The organism is Curtobacterium sp. 179-B 9B NHS (genome assembly GCF_045370965.1).
Lineage (GTDB): Bacteria > Actinomycetota > Actinomycetes > Actinomycetales > Microbacteriaceae > Curtobacterium.
The window spans coordinates 299,658-319,156 of sequence record NZ_JBIQDQ010000002.1; the positions used below are offsets into that span (position 1 = coordinate 299,658).

Genomic DNA, 19,499 nt, shown 5'->3' on the forward strand with positions numbered 1-19,499 from the left:
TCAGCGGACCTGGCGCTCGGTGGTCTTCGTCCAGGCGATGCCGGACTGCGTGTCCTCGTCGGTGACGACGAAGCGGGCCGCCTCGCGCTGGATCACGATGTGCTCGCCGTTCGGCTTGGCGAGGAACACGTGGACGAAGTACTGCCCACCGCCGAGCCGGAGGTCCTCGAGACGCCACTCGACCGTCGCGGTGCCGTCCAGCGGGGCGTGGTGCGTCTGCAGCTGCCGGCTGTCGACGCCGAACGCGGGGTGACCGAGGTGCGTCTCGATCTTGATGCCGGCGCGCCACTCCGGCAGCACGGTGGCGTGCGAGAAGGTCGCCCGGACGACCAGGTCGTCGCCGTGCCGGTGCTCGGCGCCCGGCTCACGGCCGGGGATCTCGAGCTCGACGTGCTCGACCTTGCCCGGGTTGGCCTCCTCCTCCGGGTGGTTCGCCTCGACCTCGGCCACGCGGCGGTCCTCGAGGATCTCGCGGAAGTTCTTCACCGCGAGTCGGGCGGACCCCTGGAACTTGACCTCGCCGTGGTGCAGGACGACCGCGGAGTCGCAGAGCTCCTGGACCTGCCCGAGGGAGTGCGACACGAGGATGATCGTGCGGCCCTGCTCCTGGAACTCGCGGATCTTGTCGAGGCACTTCTTCTGGAACTGCTCGTCGCCGACGGCCAGCACCTCGTCCACGAGCAGGACGTCGGGGTCGGTGTTGATCGCGACGGCGAAGGCGAGTCGGACGTACATGCCCGACGAGTAGAACTTCACCTGGGTGTCGATGAAGTCACCGATGCCGGAGAACTGCAGGATGTCGTCGAAGCGGGCCTCGGTCTCCTCCTGCGTCTGGCCGAGGATCGCGGCGTTGAGGTACACGTTCTCGCGACCGGTCAGGTCCGGGTGGAAGCCGGCGCCGAGCTCGATGAGCGCGGCCAGTCGACCGCGGCGCTCGACCGTGCCGGAGCTCGGCTCGAGGATGCCGCCGATCGTCTTGAGCAGGGTCGACTTGCCGGACCCGTTCGGTCCGAGCAGCCCGATGGTCGTGCCCGCGGGGATGTCGAGGCTGACGTCGCGGAGCGCCCAGAAGTCCTCGCTGTGCCGCCGACCGGCGCGGCCGAGCGTGACGACACGTTCCTTGAGCGAGTTGTCCTTGCGGATCGTGAACTTCTTCGAGACGTTCCGGACCGTGACGACGTCGGGGGCGCCGGCGAAGGGCGACGCGGGCGAACCGGCGTCGGTGGTCGTGTCGTTGTCGATGCTCATCGATCAGATCTCCTGGGCGAAGTTGCCCTGCAGCTTGGCGAACACGCGCTGGCACGCGAGGAGTGCGACGAGTCCCACGAGCGCGGCGATGCCGAGGCGGAGCAGCAGGTGCTCCGGGTACTCCGAGTCGGCACCGGCGGACCAGAATGCCCGGTGGATGCCGAGCACGGCGAGCGTGATCGGGTTGGACGTGTACAGCGTGAGCAGCCACTCCGGAGCGCGCGTCGCCACCATCTGCCAGCTGTAGACGATGGGGGAGCCCCACATGAGCAGGAGCACGAGCACCTCGACCAGGTACTGCATGTCGCGCAGGTACACGTTGAGCGCGGCGAGCAGCAGGGCCAGCGCGGTGGCCCAGATCAGGATGACGAGCGTCGCGGGGAAGAAGAACAGCAGGTCCGGGCGCCACCAGGCGAACCCGCTCTGCAGCACCGCGGCGACGAGCAGGACGATCATCTGCACGCCGAAGTTGAACAGCGCCGAGCCGACGCTGGCGAGCGGGTAGATCTCGCGGGGCAGGTAGACCTTCTTGATCAGCCCCGCGTTGCTGACGATCGACGCCGTGCCGGACGCCACGATCTCGCTGAACAGGCCGTACAGCGTCAGCCCGGAGAAGACGTAGATCGCGAACTCCGGGATGTTCCGAGACGCACCGAGGATCTGACCGAGCACGAAGTAGTAGATCGCGAGCTGGACCAGCGGCCGGATGAGGGTCCAGGCGAACCCGAGGACGCTGTCCTTGTAGCGGGACTTCAGGTCACGGCGGATCAGCAGGTCGAGCAGCTGCCGGTGCGCGAGGACCTCGCGCACCGAACCCACGACGGCGGACGCCGGGCGGCCGGCGGGGACCATCCGTTCGTGCCGGAGGCGTTCGAACCGGTCGGTGACGATGTTGCTCATGCGTTCCTCTGTGTTCGTGCACTGGGGGTGGGCGTGCACTGTGGCGACGGACAACTGTACCTCGCAGCCGTCCGCGCCCTCGGTGTGGACGTCAACGCCCGTTCTTGCTCTCGCGCATCAGCCGCACGCGGTCCTGGACCTTCGCCCGCAGGCCGGAGACGCCGTTCTGCCGCAGGTACCAGGTGGCCAGCCGGACGTCGCGGACGACGCCGTGGCGGCTGTTGGCGATCTCGTGGAACTCCATCTCCCGCTGACGTGCCGGGCTCAGCGCGACGCGCGGACGGCTGCCGGCAGTGACGGAGCCGGCCGGCACCGCGGCGTCGTGGGCGCGGTCCGCCGCCGGCTGCGGGTCCTTGCAGAACTCGACGAGCGGGGCGAGCGCGCGCTCCCACGTGAAGTCGTCGCGGACGCGACGGACCGCGTCCCGAGCGGCCTGGGCGGCCTCCGGGTCGTACAGCATCGACTCGAGGGCCGCGGCGAGTGCGTCCACGTCGCGCTCCTGGACCGCGACGCCCATGCCCTCGGCTGCGACGAGGTCGCCGAAGCTGTCGCCGTCGGTCGTGACGATCGGCAGGTTCGCCCACATGTAGTCGAGGATGCGGGTGCGGAACGAGAAGGTCGTCTCGATGTGCGCGAAGTGCGTGCTCACGCCGGCGTCGGCCTCGAGCAGGTAGTTCTGTCGGTCGTCGAGCGCGACCCACTGCTCGTTGAAGAACACGTGCTTGCCCGTCAGGCCGAGCTCGTCGCTGATCCGGCGGGTCTCCGAGACGATGGCCATCTCGGGCACGTCCGGGTTCGGGTGCGCGACACCGAGGAAGAACAGGCGGATGTCGTCGTGGCGTTCGGCGACCTGCGCGATCGCGCGGACGAGCGACGGGGTGTCGAACCAGTTGTAGATGCCGCCGCCCCAGATGACGACCTTGTCGTCCTCGCCGATGCCGGGGGTGACACCACGGATGGCCTTGCGCTCGTGCTGCGGGGGCTTCGAGTCCATGCCGAACGGCGCGATGGCGATCAGCTTCTGCAGGTTGTCGTCCGCCAGGTAGTTGTCCGGGTTGACGCGGCCGACCGCCGCGAGCTGGCCGAGCCAGAACAGGCGCTGACGCTCGGAGGCACAGAGGAAGAAGTCCCCGCGCTCGAGCTGCGCGTTGATGACCTCGGTCGTGCTCGTGACCTGGTTGCGCCACCCGACGTCGCCGTTGTCGCGGGCCTGCTCGAGCTGCTCGAGGTGCATCGGGTCGTACAGGTCGACGACCATGATCTTGTTCGACTGCTGCAGGGTGGTGAAGTGGTGCAGGGCGTAGCCCTGGAAGAAGATGACGTCCGCCCACTCCTCGTGCTCGCGCATGGAGCGCTCGTGCTGGAGCGGGACGCGGGCGACCTCGAAGGTGTCGGACTTGCGGTTCGCGACGTTCCAGGTGACCAGGCGCACGTCGTTGTCCGGGGCGAGGGCCTCGGCGATCTTCCACGCGCGCATCCCCGGACCGGCCATCTTCTCGCCCAGGGCGTCACCCGTGATGACGAGGACCTTCGTGCGGTGCATCGGTGCCTCGACGTCGAAGGACTCGAGGATCGCGCGGTAGCCCTCGAGGAAGTAGCCGTCCTCGAACAGCGGCTTGAACGCATCGCCGAACAGCCGGAACACGTCCTTGTCGCTCCGCACGCGCTGCGACTGGATGCGTCGACGCTCCTCGGACAGGCGCGGCAGGTCGGCGACGAACTGGTCGAGTGCGAAGAACCCGGCGACGGTCTCCTTCGAGATCGGCGTCAGGGGGTCGAACTCGTCCGGGGCGCCCACGAACCGGCGGATGTCGAACTCCTGCGAGTCGCGACCGCTCTTGGCGACGGCACGGCGCGCCAGCAGCGCCAGGGCCGCGGGCAGGAACACACCGAGGTTCTCCTCGGACAGGTTCTTGTAGAGCAGGTGCAGGGCGTTCCGCTCGAGCAGGTACATCTCGCGGTGGTCGCCGAACGACTTCATCGAGCCGTGGTGCTTGTGGTAGACGACCGACCGCGGCGCGAACCGGACCCGGTAGCCGAGCAGGTTGAGCCGCCACCCCAGGTCCACGTCGTCGTAGAACATGAAGAGGCCGTCGTCGAAGCCGCCGACCTCGAGGAAGACGTCGCGACGGACGAACAGCGCCGACCCGGTGCCGAAGAGCAGGTCACGCGGCTCGTCGAAGCGGCCGTCGTCGAGCTCGGCGATGTGCGCCTTGTAGCCCATCCCGAACCAGCTCAGGCCGGACTCGACGAAGTCGATGGTGCGGCCCTCCCAGTCGAGGACCTTGCTCGCGACGGCGGCGACGCGCGGGCTCGGGGCGAAGCCGGCGATGCCCTCCTTCACCCACGCCGGGTGCGGCTTCGCGTCGTTGTTGAGGAACGCGACCACGTCGCCGGTCGCCTCGCGCGCGCCGAGGTTGCTGCCGCCGGTGAAGCCGAGGTTCTCGGGGGAGACGATGATGCGGACGTTCGCCCGGTCCCCGAGCTCGGCGCGGAGGCGGGCCTCGCTGTCGTCGCCGGAGCCGTTCTCGACCACGACGATCTCGAGTCGGTCGGCCGGCCAGTCCACCTCGCTGAGCCGCGCGATGCACTCGAGCGTGTCGTCCGTCCCGCGGAAGTTGATGACGACGACGGACACGCGGGGCGCGAAGGTGGACATGGGAGGGCTCCGTACGTCGGCTTGCAGTGGTGGCTCGCGGGCGGTGCCCGGAAAGCGGCACCACTATACCCGGGCACCGTCGGCGGACCGGGGCCGCACGGGCTGCGAGACTGGACACGTGGACGTCTCCGTGGTCATCGTCGACTGGCACCAGCCCGAGCTCACCCGGCGCGCGATCGACTCCGTGCGGTCGCAGCGGGTCGACGCCGAGGTCGAGGTGGTGCTCGTCGTCAACGAGGCCGACGACCGCACCGTCGCCGACTACCGCGCCGACCTGCCCGCGGTCGTCCTCGTCGCCGAGCCGACGAACGCGGGCTTCGCCGGCGGGGTCGCGCGGGGGATCGCGGCCGCCTCGGCGCCCGTCGTCGCGCTCCTCAACAACGACGCCGTCGCGGACCACGGCTTCCTCGCCCGCGGTCTCGCGGCCCTGACCGCCGGTGGGGACCGCGTGGCCGCGGTCGCCGCGACGGTCGTGCTCGAGGGTGGGTTCGTCCCCGTCCCCGTCGGCGCCGCCCCGGGGCCGGACGACCTGGTGGGTGTGGACGGCCGACGGTGGCGTCGCGACGCCGACGGCCGCACGCTCGTCAACGGGACGGGGGTCGTGCTCGACCGCTCGGGCAACGGCCGCGACCGTGACTGGCTGCGGCCGCTGCAGGACGCACCGGAGACCGCACCGCTCTTCGGCTTCTCCGGCGGGGCGGTGTTCCTCCGCAGGGACGCCCTCGCCGACGTCGGGGGCTTCGACGAGTCCCTCTTCATGTACTACGAGGACCTCGACGTGTCGTGGCGGCTCCGGCTCGCCGGGTACGAGGTCCGCCACGCTCCGGACGCGGTCGTCACGCACCGGCACGCGGCGAGCTCCGGCAGCGACTCGCCCCTGGTCCGGTACCAGAGCATGCGGAACCGCCTGGCGGTCGTCCTGCGGAACGGCTCGCCGCCGATGGTGCGCCGGGTCGTGCTGCGGACGCTCGCGCGCGCCGCCCGGGACCTCCTCCGCCCCGCGGGTGGGCAGCTCACGCCGGCGCAGTGGGCGCGACTCGGCCGGGAGGCGCCGGGTCTCGTCGCGCACGCCCGTCGCGCCCGCCGCGCGGACGGCACGGGCGCTGCGGCACGTCGTGCCGTCGAGTCGCTGCTCGACACCGGCACCTGAGGGTCGTCCCAGGAACGGGACCGGCCGGGGTGGAGCCGGTCACCCGCCGGAGCGGCGGGCGACCGGCGGCGGTGTGGCGCGCCTCCCGGACGGGGGCCGACGCGGGGGCTGTGTGATCACTGTGACGGAGGTACAGTTTCGTGACACGTGTGGTCTGGACCGTGGACAGGGTCGTTCCGGACCGCTCCCGGAGCACGTGCTCGCTCGCACCCGTCGTCCGCCCCTCAGGAAGGCCCCCGACGTGAAGAAGCTCCTCGCCATGGCTGCGAGCGTGCTGGCGGTCGCCAGCGTGCTCGTCGGTCTGCAGGTCTCCGGTCCGACCGCATCGCAGGAGCCCGCCTCGGCGCTCAGCGGGTCGTCGTTCCAGGCCGGCAACATCATCTCCGACGCCAACTTCTACGACGGCACGGCGATGACCGCCGACCAGGTGCAGGCCTTCCTGAACAGCCAGGTGTCGTCCTGCACGAACAGCAACTGCCTGCGCAACGGCCGGTTCTCGATGAACAGCCGCGGTGGGGACGCCATGTGCTCGGCCGTCACCGGCGGTTCGTCCCTCTCCACCGCGCAGATCGTCACCCGCGTCAGCGCGGCGTGCGGGATCAGCCCGAAGGTGCTCCTCGTCACGCTGCAGAAGGAGCAGAGCCTGGTCACGAACCGCGGTCCCTCCGCCGCGGTCCTCGAGCGGGCCATGGGCTACGCCTGCCCCGACAACGTCGGCGGCCGATGCGATCCCGCGTACGCCGGTGTCGGCAACCAGATGTACTGGTCCGCCTGGCAGTGGAAGCGGTACAGCAACCCGCCGGGGACGAGCAACTACTTCACCTGGTTCAACCCGGGCGCCACCCGCAACATCCAGTACAACGTGCCGGTCTCCTGCGGCACCAAGCCCGTGAACGTGCAGAACAAGGCCACGGCCGCGCTGTACTACTACACGCCGTACACCCCGAACACGGCCGCGCTGAACAACCTGTACGGCACCGGCGACGGCTGCTCGGCCTACGGCAACCGCAACTTCTGGCGCATGTACAGCGACTGGTTCGGCAGCCCGACCGGCAACGCGGCGCCCCCGGTCACCGCGCTCGGCAGCTTCGACGTCCTCACGGCCGGCTACAACTCGGTGACCGTCGAGGGCTGGGCGCTCGACCGGAACACCAGCGCGAGCACCCGGGTCGACGTCACCGTGGGCGGCACCGAGACGTCGACCACCGCGAACCGCGTCCGCAACGACGTCGGTGCCGCGTACCCGAAGCAGGGGCCGAACCACGGGTTCAAGCACACGACCGCGGCGCCCCCGGGCTCGCAGCAGGTCTGCGTCTGGGCGGTCAACGCCGACACCCGGGCTCGTGCCTCGCTCGGGTGCAAGACGGTGACCGTCGCCGACGGTTCCCCGTTCGGCTCGCTCGACCGGGCGTCGGCGGCGCCCGGCGGGGTCTCCGTGGCGGGGTGGGCGATCGACCCGGAGACGAAGTCGTCCATCGGCGTCACGATCCAGGCCGACGGCAAGACCGTGAAGCAGCTGTCCGGCGCGAAGGAGCGGACCGACGTCGGTCGCGCGTACCCGGGGTACGGATCCGCGCACGGCTTCGCCGCGACGGTGCCCGTCGGTGCCGGCAACCACCGCATCTGCGCGACGGGACTCAACGTCGGCGCGGGGTCGAACGCGACGGTGGGGTCGTGCACGACCGTGAACGTGCCGGGGTCCGTCCCGATCGGCTCCCTCGACTCCGTCACCGTCGGTGCGTCGTCGGTCTCCGTCGGGGGATGGGCGCTCGACGGCGACACGAAGGACTCGATCAAGGTCCGCGTCTACGTCGACGGTGACCGTCAGGAGTTCGTCGCGGACCGCACACGGACCGACGTGGAGCGGGTGTACCCCTCCTACGGTTCCGCCCACGGGTTCTCGGCCACCGTCGCAGCGACGAAGGGCACCCACGAGGTGTGCGTCCGGGCGCTGCACGTGAAGTCGGGCAAGAAGGACCCGGTCCTCGGGTGCAGGACGGTCACGGTCACCAGCCAGGCACCCGTCGGCAGCCTCGACGAGGTCACCGCGGTGAAGGGCGGCATCCGGGTCGGCGGATGGGCGTTCGACCCCGACGACGCCGCCGCGACGATCTCCGTCGACGTCTACGACGGGTCGAAGGGCGTCCGCACGACGGCCTCGAACAGCCGGCCGGACGTCGCCAGGGCCTACCCGGAGGCGGGCGCGGCGCACGGGTGGTCGGTGACGTTGACCGCCGCTGCCGGACGGCACACGATCTGCGCCTACGGCCTCGACACGGCGGGCCAGGGCAACACCGAGTACGGCTGCCGGACCGTGACCGTGCCCTGACCCACCCGGACGCAGCACGTCGGACGATCGGTCGTCGCGCCGTGTCAGCGCGGCGCGACCGCTGTGAGAGGATCGTCCGGTGGTCGGAACCAGCTCAGTCGGAGGACGCACCTCGAACGATGCGCCAGCAGTGCCGGCCACCCGCCGCCGGTCCGTGGGTGCCGCGGTGGTGCCGGTCGTCCTCTTCCTGGTCATCGCAGCCCTCGGCTGGCTGCGCCTGACACCCGAGGTCCGGAACACGCTGTGGGCCGAGGACGGCAAGGTCTTCCTCCAGGAGCAGTACCGACTCGGCTTCGCGGGAGCGCTCTTCCACGACTACGCGGGCTACCTCCACGTCGTCCCGCGGATCGTGATCGCGATCGCCAGCGAGATCGCCCCGATCGACCGGTTCGCGGTGACCGTCTCCGCGCTCTGCGTCGCCGTCACGGCAGCGGTCGGTGCCGCGGTCTGGGTCCTGACCGCGGGCGTGCTCCGGTCCGTCGTCGCCCGGCTCCTGCTCGCCCTCGTCCCGGTGCTCGTGCCGCTCGGGCCGGTCGAGATCCAGGCGAACGCCGCGAACCTGCACTGGTTCCTCATGTACCTCGTGCCCTTCGCCCTGCTCGCCCCGGTGCGCTCGTGGACGCGGGGCATCGTCCTCGGCGTGGCGACGCTGCTCGCCGGGCTCACCGAGATCCAGGTCGTCGTCTTCTTCCCGCTCTTCTTCCTGGGCATCCGCAACCGCCGTCGTTGGCCGGTGATCGCGGGCACGCTCGTCGGCGGTCTCGCGCAGGTCGCGACCACCCTCGCCCACCCGCGCGCAGCCCCGAACGTCGAGCACAACTCCGTCGGGGACATGCTGCTCGGGTACGCGGTGCAGCCCTTCGCGGGCTCTGCCACGTGGAGCATGTCGCGTGTCGGTGAGGTCATCGCGCACCACGGCACCTGGATCGTCGTCGCCCCGCTCGTGTTCGCCGCGCTCCTCGCCGCGCTCGCGTTCTGGGCCGGGGGATCCGCGCAGCGCTGGGCGCTCGGTTCGATGCTCTGGGGCTCGGCCGCCGTCTGGTTCGGTGCCGTCGCGCTGAACCCGAACGCGATGCTCGCCTTCGCGCACTTCGACACGGCGCAGTGGCTGGGCAACTGGACCTTCCGGTACTCGGCGGCCGGATCCATGTACGTCATCGCTGCGTTCGCCGTCATCGCGGACGTGGCGCTGAGCCGTGGCGTCCGCGTGCCCGGCGTCGTGCACCCGCACCCGCAGGATGCGCCCCGGCGCGCCCTCGCGTGGGTCGCGACGACCGCTGGTGCGCTCCTCGTGCTGGCCGTCGTCAGCTCCTTCGTCGCGAACTTCGAGATGCACGCGTCGAGCCGGCAGGGCGGCCCGTTCTGGGACCAGCAGGTCCAGACCTCGGAGACCGAGTGCGAGCTCGACCCGGACCGCGACGCCGCACTGCAGATCGCCCCCGGCCCGCAGTGGGCCGTGACGGTGCCGTGCGCCGTCATCGACCAGGACGCCGAGCGCTGACCGCGCCGGACCACCCCGACCGTGAGCAGGACATGACCCGCAACACCGAAGCCAAGCCCCTCGTGATCGTGCCGACCTACAACGAGGCCGAGAACATCAAGGACATCGCGGCACGGATCCTCGAGACTGTGCCCTCGGCAGGGCTCCTCGTGGTGGACGACGGCAGCCCGGACGGCACCGGCGACCTCGTCGAGGAGATGGCCCGGACCGACGAGCGGGTCCACCTGCTCCGTCGCTCCGGCAAGCTCGGCCTCGGGACGGCCTACGTCGCCGGGTTCCGCTGGGGTCTCGAGCACGGCTACGACCTGCTCGTCGAGATGGACGCCGACGGCTCGCACCCGGCCGACCGCCTGCCGGCGCTCATCGCCGCGGTCGCCGACGCGGACCCGTCGGACGACGTCCTGCTCGCCATCGGTTCGCGCTGGATGCGCGGTGGCTCGGTCGTGGACTGGCCCAAGCGCCGCGAGTTCCTGAGCCGTGGGGCCAACACCTACGCGCGCATCATGCTCGGCATCGACGTGCACGACATCACCGCCGGGTTCCGCGTCTACCGGGCGGACGCGATCGCGCGCATGGACCTCGGGTCGATCGACTCGAAGGGCTACTGCTTCCAGATCGACATGACCATCCGGACCCACGACCTCGGCGGGCGGATCGTCGAGGTGCCGATCCGGTTCCGTGACCGCATCCACGGCGTCTCCAAGATGAGCAAGGACATCATCGTCGAGGCGATGGTGCGGACGACGCAGTGGGGGCTCCAGCGCCGGTTCCGACCGCGTTCCCGACGCTAGGGACCACGGCCACGGCCACGGCCACCGGCCAGCGGCCGCGGGCTCGCCTGCGAGGGCAACGCGGTCGGCTGCGACGGCAACGCGGTCGGCAGCCGCGCACGCTCAGGGGTGCGGGCGTTCCTCGAGCCGGGGGAGCCGCACGCGCCACGAGCGTCGGCGCGCGGCGACCACGAGCACCGTGACGAAGAGCATCAGGCCCGCGCCGTGCAGCAGGTAGCTCTCGGCCAGGCTCGTCACGCCCAGGAGCACGAGGACCGCCGCGGGCCAGACGTAGGCCACGCCGGGGAAGGTCGTCGCCGTCACCCACGACCGGGCGAAGGCGAGGAGTCCCGCTCCGAGGAGCAGCAGCATGCCGGCGAGGCCGACCTGCAGCCAGGCGTCGACGGCGGCGTCCAACCCGGACGTGAACCGGGCGCCGGACGGATCGATGAAGGTGACGAACGGGACGACGGGCTCGCTCGGCCACGTGCCCACCCAGCCCCAGCCCTGGATCGGCTTCTGCTCGATGAACGTGCGGATCTGCTCCCAGAGCTCGAGCCGGGTCGTCGTCCCACCGGCAGCTCCGATGCGGGGGAGCACCCGTGCGCGGGTCACGACGAGCACCACTCCCGCCGCCACGACCAGGGTGGCGAGGACGCCGTCGAGCAGCGGCCGGACCGAGGGCCGTGCGTGCCGCAGGGTCCAGAGGGCGAGCGCGGTCCCGGCGAGGGCGATCGTCGCGAGCCCGGTGATCGGCGACTGCACGAGCATGAGCGTCACGACCGCGCCGCCCATGGACGCGACGGCACGCCACCGGGCCACCGAGCGGGTGAGGAACTCGACCACGAACGTCACCAGGGCGGTCACCGCGATGAAGCCCATGAAGTTGCGCGTCCCGCCGATGCCCTGGATCGGACCCCCGAAGGCGATGTCACCGCGGATGCCCAACGCCGGGATCGGCAGGTCGAGCACGAGCCCCGACAGCACCTCGAGCCCGAGCGACACGACCAGCAGGATGCGGAAGGCGTCGCCGCACGCCCGGATGACCTGGACGAGGTCGCGACCGAGCGCGAGGTACAGTCCGAGTCCGACGAACCCGACGGTGGCGGTGAGCCCGCGCAGGGCGACCCAGGAGTACTCACTCCACAGCACGCTCAGCGCGCAGTACCCGACGAAGACGAGCAGTGACAGCGGCAGGACGCCGTGCCACTCGATCCGGTAGCGCTGCCCGAGCAGGCTGAGCCCGGCGAGCACGGCGAGGGTCACGAGCACCGACCAGGTGCCGGCAGGACCCACCAGGACGCGGACGGTCGGCTCGCCGAACGCGAAGAGCACGATGGTCGTCGCGAGTGCCTGGCTGAACCGACCGCCGGCGGAGAATCCGATCCAGGCGGACAGGTAGCGGCGCGCGCGGATGCGTCGCGTCGTCCTGCCGTCCGTCATCCGTCCAGTCTGACGTACTCGGCCGCACGGGACCTGCGCCGTACCGGAGCGTCGATATCGCGGATCGTCGATCGCTCGCTAGCGTCGGACCCCGATGACATCGACGAGGGACCGGCTCCGACGCTCGGGCGCGGCCGTCGGGGTGGGGCTGCTGGCGGCGCTCGCGGCGTGGGTCCGACTCGGACCCGTCGCGCGCGGTACTGCCTGGGCCGAGGACGCAGGGCTGTTCTTCCGCGAGCACCTCGCCCTCGGGTCGGCCGCGAGCGTCGTCGAGCCGTACGCGGGGTACCTGCACGTCGTCCCGCGACTCGTCGTCGACGTCGGGTTCGCGCTGCCGATCGCCTGGTACGCCCTCACGGTGACGACGCTCTGCTGCGTCCTGACCGGAGCTGCGTGCGCCGGCGTCTTCGTCCTCGCCGCGGACGCCGTGCCGTCGCCGGTGCTCCGCGTCGTGCTGGCCGCGGTGCCGGTCCTGCTGCCCACGGCGCCGTGGGAGGTGCTGGGGAACGCTGCGAACCTGCACACCACCGCCCTCCTGCTCGCGCCGTGGGTGTTCGCCCACCGTGCCCGGACCCGGACCGGGGCGGTGACGCTCGCCCTGGTCGCCGTGCTCGTCCTCACCACCGAGGTCCAGGCGCTGCTCTTCCTGCCGCTGCTCCTGCTCGCCTGGGTGCCGGGACGCGACCGAGCCCGGGCGACCGGAGCGTCCGCCGGACGCGCCGACGCGGCGTCCGCTGCGGTGCCCCCCGCATCGTCCGCGGTGCCCTCCCGCCGTGCGCGCGTCCTCCGCGCGCTGCCCGTCACCGTCGCGGCCCTCGGCGCTGGGGCCGCGCAGGTCGTGACGGCCCTCACCACCGACCGGGACTCGCCGCGGGGCGACCCCTCGGGCCGCGACGTCGCCTCGGGGTACCTGCTGCAGACCGTCGGCGGCCTGTGGCGAGCGGACCTGGCAGCGGTCGGCCGCGCGGTCGTGGCCTCGGGCTGGTGGGTGGTCGGGGTCCCCGCTGCGGTGCTCGTCGCGATCGTCGTCACGGCGGTCGTCGTCGGACTGCGGGAGCGACGCCGTCGTGCGGTGCTGCTGGCGTCTGCCCTCGCCGTGGGGTCGGTCGTGGTGTGGTCGGCGGCACTGCTGGCCAACGCCTCGGCGAACGGACGGTGGTCCCGGTCCGACCCCGGCGCGCTGCTCGACGCGACACCCTCGCGCTACGCGGCCGCGGCCGGCATGCTGCTGAGCGCAGCGCTGGTGGTGTCGGCGTCGGTGCTCGTCGGACACGTGCTGCGGTCGGGCGCCGTGCACACCACGGGCACGGACGCGGGCACGGACGCGAGCACGGGCACGGACGCGACGGTCGTCGGTGGGCACCGGTCGGTCCGGGTGGTCCGCCGCGTCCTCGGGTGGACGGTCGTCGCGGTCCTCGTGGCCACCTGGGTCGCCGCCTTCCCCGGTACGGCGCAGCGCGCGACGGGGCCGGAGTGGTACCCGCAGGTGGTCGCCGCCGAGGCACGGTGCCGACAGGACCCTGCCGGGACGGTGATGATCGGGGCGCTGCCGTGGGAGGCACGGGTGCCCTGCGTGCTGGTGCTCGGCACCGGTGCCACCGGGCGGTGACGCCGCCCCTCAGCCCGACGTGGCGCGGAAGGCGCGTTGCGCGAGGGGAGTGCGCGGCCCGTCCCCGGTCGACGGCGGTTCCTCGTTCACGAGCACGATCCGCGTCTTGATCGCGACGAGGGCGAACAGCACCCAGTTCCCCTGGTAGAGCAGGCGCGACTCCGCGAGCGCCTGCACGAGCAGTGCGACCACGACGAGCAGCGGGAAGAGCGAGACCGGATCGAACGGCCGCTGCACGAGCCCGGGACCGTAGGACTCCCGCACGGCCCCCGACCACGACCTGCCGAAGGTGGTCAGGACGTACACGAGGAAGAGCGCCAGACCGACCAGGCCGGTCTGCATCCACACGTCGAGCGCCGCATCGTGCGCCTGGAGGTACTGGACGCCGTTCCGCGGCGCGAGTTCGGCGAGCATCGGGATGTTCGGCCACCAGTAGCCGATCCACCCCCAGCCGAGCACCGGGTGCTGCTCCGCCAGACCCACGACCGCGGTCCAGATCGTGCCCCGGCCCGTCAGGTCGGACGAACGGCCGAGCAGCGCCAGCAACGGAACGCGCGCGGCGACGGCGGCGACAACCAGGACGACCAGGCCGGCGACCACCGCGAGCACACGCGGTCCCCGGCGCCCGCTCGGGACGCGTCGGATCCACAGGGCGACCAGGAGGGCAACGACCACCGCGACCACGGCCAGGAACACCGTCGAGGACCGGGTGAGCAGCAGGGTGGCGGCCGCCACGACCAGCCACGCGACCGCCCGGCCCCGGCGCATCCGGCCGTCGACGAGCTGCACCGCGACGGCGATCGCCGCGAGCAGGGCGACCATCGCCAGCAGGTTGGCGTTGCCCGGCAGACCCTGGATGCGTCCGCCGGTGAACAGCTCGGCGCGCGAGAAGTAGAAGGCGTCCGGGATGTCCCGGTCGCCGTAGTCGGTCCAGATCGGCGCGATGGGGTGCCGCACGACGACGGCCACCACGGCCTCGAAGACCAGGGAGAGGCCGACGACCCAGCGGAACGCGGTGCTCGCGGCGTCGAGGATCCGGCGCCAGGAGAGCGTCGACGCGATCGCGAAGGCGACCAGCGCGCAGACCACCTGCGCCACGATGCTCGCGAGCGTCGCCGGTCGCCAGTGCGACCACGCGACCGACACCAGGCACCAGGCGAGGAAGAACCAGAGCGCGCGGGGCGTCCGGGTCAGCGGCGGTCGCGCACGCACCACGACGCTGATGCCCCAGGCGGCCTCGATCGCCCAGATCGTCGCGGCGCCGTACCACGTCGTCGTGTTCGGGACCGCGTCACCGGCGAACATCGTCAACAGGACGGTCACGGCGAGGGCGAACGCCTCACGCTCGGACACGGTCCCGCGGGCGATCGGCCAGGTGTTCGTCACGGGAGACAGGCTAGCGCCCCCGGTTCAGCGCTCGAGCGACGCGAGCGTCGAGCTGAGCCGGTCGCCGAGTGCCGGGGCGAGCGTCGTCGCGAACGTCGCCGTCAGGTGCGTCGGGTCGCGGTGCGTCACGACCCCGCCGATCACCGCGGGGCACGTGGTCCGGTCGCAGTACCAGTCCGTCATGTCGACGTACCGGGCACGGTCCCCGATCGCCGCAACGGCCTGCTCGCTGCCGTCGAAGGCCGCCAGGGCCTGGTCGCGCGGGAGGTCGCAGGCCCCGGTGGTCGGGCCCTGCATCTGCGCGAGGCACGCGATGACGTCGTCGCGCGCGGTCGGGTTGTCGCGGATCGCGATCACCGGGACGCCCGCGTCCGTCGCCGCCCGCCACGCGCCGACGAGACCGTCGACCACGGTCGCGTCGTTGCTGCTGCCGTCGGGGACGATGACCGGGCTCTTGGTCGCCGCGTGCGTCACCACGACGGCGTCGAGCTCGTCGTCGTGCTGCCGGACCCAGTCCACGGCGTTCTGCTTCCAGCCCTGGCAGCTGTCGGTGTAGCCCTGCGTGGGGGCCTGCTGCACGGCCGTCGTGAAGTAGCAGCCGATGTGCCCGGCGACGTCGATGCGCCAGTGTTCCCGCTCGGCGATCGCGCGGTAGGCCGTCATCAGGGCGTTGTTGTGCGAGTCACCGACGGCGAGCAGGTGCTTCCGGTACCCGGTCCTCGGTCCCAGCGCGCAGACGTTGAAGTCGGCCGTCGTGTTCGACCAGCAGTCGCCCGAGTTCGCGTCGTCGTGCTGGGTGGCGGCCGGGGCGGGCACCCGGACGTCGGCGAGGCGCGGGTTGACGCACGGGTCGTCCGAGCCGATGCGCGCGGCCGCGCCGAAGCAGTCGACGTCCCCGCGCGTCAGGCGCTCGGCGAACGCGGCCGCCTGCACCTGCTGGACCTGCACCGCGGCCAGCGTGCCGACGCCGAGCGCGACGACCGCCACCGACGCGACCACGCCGAGCACGGCGACGCGTCGCGGACGGACACGTGCGGAACGGACCCGAGCGCGCAGCGGCTCCTCGACGAGCAGCGTGGACGCCGCGGCGAGGACCAGTGCCCCGACCAGGACCGCCACCTTGCTCGTGGTGCCGAGCGGGTGGCCGAGCACGATCGGCAGCAGGACGACGGCGGGCCAGTGCCACAGGTAGACCGCGTACGACGTCCGGCCGACGAACGCGACCGGCGGGGTCCGGCCGACGACGTCGAGGCCGCTGCGGGCACCGAGGGCGACCACGAGCGCGGCCGACACGACGGGCAGGAGCGCCGCGGTGCCGGGGTAGGGGGTCGTCGGCGTGATCACGAGGACCGACGCGACCAGGCCCGCGACGCCCAGCCACGTGCCTCCCGTCCGGACCGCACGCGACCGACGCGAACGGGCGACGGCGAGCGGGACCGTCGCGACCAACCCGCCGAGCGCGAACTCCCACGCGCGCGTGGCGGTCGAGAAGTAGGCGATGCCGGGCGCGGTCTGCGTCTGCACTATCGACCACGCGAGGGAGAGGACCGCGACCGTGCCGAGCAGGAGGCGTGCCGTGAGGACGGGGTCCCGACGCCGCGCGCGGGCGAGCACGGCGCCGAGCAGCACGAGGAGCACCGGGAGTGCGATGTAGAACTGCTCCTCGACCGAGAGCGACCAGAAGTGCTGGAACGGCGACGGCCGGTTGTCGCTCGCCAGGTAGTCGACCGCGTCGGAGGCGAGCTGCCAGTTCTGCAGGTACACCGTCGACGCGATCAGCTCGCGCCCGTACTGCCCCCACAGCGAGCTCGGGACGAGCAGCAGCACCGCGGCGCCCGTGGCCAGGAGCGTCAGGAACGCGCCGGGCAGCAACCGCCCGGCACGTCGCGCCCAGAAGGCGCCGAGGCGGATGCGCCCCGTCGCGGCCTGTTCGCGCACGAGGTGGCCGGTGATGAGGAAGCCGGAGACGACGAAGAAGACGTCGACCCCGACGAAGCCGCCGGGCAGCCGGTTCGGCCACAGGTGGTACAGCACGACGGCCAGCACGGCGAAGGCGCGCAGGGCCTGCACGTCCCATCGGGTCGACTCGGGGCGGCGCGGCTCGGACATCGCGGGGAGTCTATGCGAGAGCGGATCGTCGATGCCCCGGTCGGCTCCGGCACCACGGGCGGCGCCGAGCGGACGCCGGTCCCCGCCCGGTACGCTCGCGGCATGTTCCTCGGCATCACCAACACGCCACGCGACTACGCCTGGGGTTCCACCAGCGCGATCCCCGAACTCCTCGGCCGCACCGTCACCGGTGCACCGCAGGCGGAGCTCTGGCTCGGCGCGCACGCGGGGAGCCCCAGCGTCGTCGTGAACCCGGCGATGGTGGGCGGTGCCGACACCCTGCGCGACTGGATCGACGCCGAGCCCGAGGCCGCGCTCGGCCCGGACCGCAGCGGCCTGCCGTTCCTGCTGAAGCTCCTCGCGGCGGCGGCACCCCTGTCGCTCCAGGCGCACCCCACGCCCGAGCAGGCCCGCGAGGGCTTCGCGCGCGAGGAGGCCGCGGGGATCCCGCTGGACGACCCGGCGCGCAACTACAAGGACCCGTTCCCCAAGCCCGAGCTCGTCGTCGCCCTCAGTGACCGGTTCGAGGCGCTCAGCGGCTTCCGCCCGGTCGGTGACACCGTGGCCGAGGTCGAGTCGCTCGACGGCGGGAGCGGACGGCTCGGACCGCTGCTCGCGCACCTCGCGCAGGGGCTCGAGGACACCGTGCGCTGGCTCGAGACCGCCGATGCGTCGGCGCTCGCCGTGGTGCAGGCGGCGTCCGACCTCGCCACCGCCCTGCCGGAGGACGACCGCACCCCGAACGTGCAGACGGTGGTCGACCTGGCCGCCGCGTACCCGGGCGATCCCGGCGTGGTCGTGTCGATGCTCATGCACCGCGTCACGCTCCGGACCGGCGAGGCGATGTACCTGCCCGCGGGCAACGTGCACGCCTACCTCGACGGGCTCGGCATCGAGCTCATGGCGCCGTCGGACAACGTGCTCCGTGGTGGCCTGACGGCGAAGCACGTCGACGTCCCGGAACTCCTGCGGGTGCTCGACTTCACCGCGTACCCGGCACCGGTGCTGACCCCGGAACGCCTCGACCAGGGCGTCGACCGGTTCGCTCCGGACGGGGTCGGCTTCGCGCTGGTCCGCGTCACCGGCGACGGTCGTCCGGTCGGCCTCGGCACCGGCGGTGTGGCACCGCTCTCCGGCCCGAGCATCGCGGTCTGCACCACGGGTGCCGTGACCCTCGTCGGCGCGCGGTCCGCGACCCTGCTCCGCCAGGGGGAGTCCTGCTACGTCACGCCGGACGAGGGCGACGTGACGGTCGAGGCGGACGCCGCGACCGGTCTGACGTCCACGGTCTTCATCGCGACCGGTGCGTGAACACTTCATCGCGACCGGTGCGTGAACACGCAGCGGCCTGCGACCCGGGGGGACGGAGTCGTCCGCTAGCGTGACGAGCATGAGTTGGCTGGTCACCGGCGGTGCCGGGTACATCGGGTCCCACGTCGTCCGCGCGCTGCGCGCCGCAGGGATCGACACCGTCGCGTTCGACGACCTGTCGAGCGGGTTCCGTGCCTTCGTGCCGGAGGACGTGCCGTTCGTCGAGGGGACGATCCTCGACGGCGACCTGCTGGCCAGCACCCTCCGTGCGCACGCGGTGACCGGCGTCGTGCACGTCGCCGGCTTCAAGTACGCCGGCGTCTCGGTCGAGCGGCCGCTGCACACCTACGAGCAGAACGTCACCGGTACCGCGACCCTGCTCCGGGCGATGGCGGAGAACGGCGTCACCAAGGCCGTGTTCTCGTCGAGCGCCGCGGTCTACGGCACACCCGACGTCGACGTCGTCGTCGAGGACACCCCGAAGGCACCGGAGTCGCCGTACGGCGAGTCCAAGCTCATCGGCGAGTGGCTGCTCCGGGACATGGAGGTCGCCGCCGGGTTCGCCACCACCTCGCTCCGCTACTTCAACGTCGTCGGGTCGGGGGAGCCGGACCTGTACGACGCCAGCCCCCACAACCTGTTCCCGCTCGTGTTCGAGGCGCTGCTCGCCGGCCGGGTGCCGCGCATCAACGGCGACGACTACGACACCCCGGACGGCACCTGCGTCCGCGACTACATCCACGTCGCCGACCTCGCGCACTCGCACGCCGTCGCGGCGCAGAAGCTCGAGGCGGGCGAGCAGCTCGAGCGCGCCTACAACCTCGGCAGCGGGGACGGCGTGAGCGTCCGGCAGATCATGGACGCCATGGCGTCGGGCACCGGGATCGCGTTCGAGCCCGAGGTCGCGCCCCGGCGTCCGGGTGACCCCGCCCGGATCGTCGCGACCGGCGAGGCCGCCGCGCGCGACCTCGACTGGGCGATGCGGCACTCGCTCGACGAGATGGTGTCCAGCGCCTGGGAGGCCCGTCGCCGCGTCGGCTGAGGTCCGGGCACGGCGGTCGGAGTGCGCAGTGTGTCCCCCGAT

13 protein-coding genes are annotated in these 19,499 nt (G+C 72.1%); 7 read left to right on the forward strand and 6 right to left on the reverse strand.

Annotated elements, in window-relative coordinates; all coding sequences use genetic code 11:
* The 3 genes from ACH0A8_RS03230 to ACH0A8_RS03240 form a co-directional block, all read right to left on the reverse strand.
* A complete protein-coding gene (locus ACH0A8_RS03230; RefSeq protein ID WP_209685188.1) occupies positions 1–1,248 on the reverse strand; it encodes an ABC transporter ATP-binding protein in 1,248 nt (415 codons plus the stop codon).
* A gap of 3 nt (positions 1,249–1,251) precedes the next feature.
* The gene (locus ACH0A8_RS03235; protein WP_400430379.1) at positions 1,252–2,148 is read right to left on the reverse strand and encodes an ABC transporter permease; all 897 of its coding nucleotides are present in this window, start codon (positions 2,146–2,148) and stop codon (positions 1,252–1,254) included.
* A gap of 91 nt (positions 2,149–2,239) precedes the next feature.
* On the reverse strand, positions 2,240–4,807 hold the full coding sequence (locus ACH0A8_RS03240) for a glycosyltransferase (protein WP_400430381.1): 2,568 nt from the start codon (positions 4,805–4,807) through the stop codon (positions 2,240–2,242).
* A 118-nt stretch (positions 4,808–4,925) separates the two neighbouring features.
* On the opposite strand from ACH0A8_RS03240, the gene ACH0A8_RS03245 reads away from it, so the two are divergent.
* From ACH0A8_RS03245 to ACH0A8_RS03260, 4 genes are all read left to right on the forward strand, one after another.
* Positions 4,926–5,957 carry a glycosyltransferase family 2 protein gene (locus tag ACH0A8_RS03245; RefSeq protein ID WP_406906474.1) on the forward strand — a complete coding sequence of 344 codons (1,032 nt, stop codon included), beginning with the start codon at positions 4,926–4,928 and terminating at the stop codon, positions 5,955–5,957.
* Positions 5,958–6,198: 241 nt separating this feature from the next.
* Entirely contained in the window at positions 6,199–8,286 is a 2,088-nt protein-coding gene (locus tag ACH0A8_RS03250) for a hypothetical protein (protein WP_251155557.1), read from the forward strand.
* A gap of 130 nt (positions 8,287–8,416) precedes the next feature.
* Entirely contained in the window at positions 8,417–9,787 is a 1,371-nt protein-coding gene (locus tag ACH0A8_RS03255; protein WP_406906476.1) for a hypothetical protein, read from the forward strand.
* A gap of 32 nt (positions 9,788–9,819) precedes the next feature.
* Positions 9,820–10,578: a polyprenol monophosphomannose synthase gene (locus ACH0A8_RS03260; protein ID WP_209685199.1), complete on the forward strand. Its 759-nt coding sequence runs from the start codon at positions 9,820–9,822 to the stop codon at positions 10,576–10,578.
* Between the two features lie 102 nt (positions 10,579–10,680).
* On the opposite strand, the gene ACH0A8_RS03265 is transcribed toward ACH0A8_RS03260, so the two are convergent.
* Positions 10,681–12,000, reverse strand: a complete 1,320-nt coding sequence (locus ACH0A8_RS03265; protein WP_066655006.1) for a hypothetical protein — start codon at positions 11,998–12,000, stop codon at positions 10,681–10,683.
* A gap of 94 nt (positions 12,001–12,094) precedes the next feature.
* Between ACH0A8_RS03265 and ACH0A8_RS03270 the strand changes: the two genes are divergently transcribed.
* Entirely contained in the window at positions 12,095–13,609 is a 1,515-nt protein-coding gene (locus ACH0A8_RS03270) for a hypothetical protein (protein WP_406906479.1), read from the forward strand.
* A gap of 9 nt (positions 13,610–13,618) precedes the next feature.
* On the opposite strand, the gene ACH0A8_RS03275 is transcribed toward ACH0A8_RS03270, so the two are convergent.
* Together ACH0A8_RS03275 and ACH0A8_RS03280 are read right to left on the reverse strand one after the other, a co-directional pair.
* A complete protein-coding gene (locus ACH0A8_RS03275) occupies positions 13,619–14,995 on the reverse strand; it encodes an O-antigen ligase (protein ID WP_081984932.1) in 1,377 nt (458 codons plus the stop codon).
* Between the two features lie 24 nt (positions 14,996–15,019).
* On the reverse strand, positions 15,020–17,104 hold the full coding sequence (locus tag ACH0A8_RS03280) for an acyltransferase family protein (RefSeq protein ID WP_406906481.1): 2,085 nt from the start codon (positions 17,102–17,104) through the stop codon (positions 15,020–15,022).
* A gap of 102 nt (positions 17,105–17,206) precedes the next feature.
* Here ACH0A8_RS03280 and manA point away from each other — a divergent pair, with 102 nt between their 5' ends.
* Together manA and galE are read left to right on the forward strand one after the other, a co-directional pair.
* Positions 17,207–18,415 (forward strand): mannose-6-phosphate isomerase, class I, encoded by a 1,209-nt coding sequence (gene manA, locus ACH0A8_RS03285; protein ID WP_406906483.1) that lies wholly within the window; start codon positions 17,207–17,209, stop codon positions 18,413–18,415.
* A gap of 79 nt (positions 18,416–18,494) precedes the next feature.
* A complete protein-coding gene (gene galE / locus ACH0A8_RS03290; RefSeq protein WP_066658396.1) occupies positions 18,495–19,457 on the forward strand; it encodes a UDP-glucose 4-epimerase GalE in 963 nt (320 codons plus the stop codon).
* Positions 19,458–19,499: the final 42 nt, after the last annotated feature.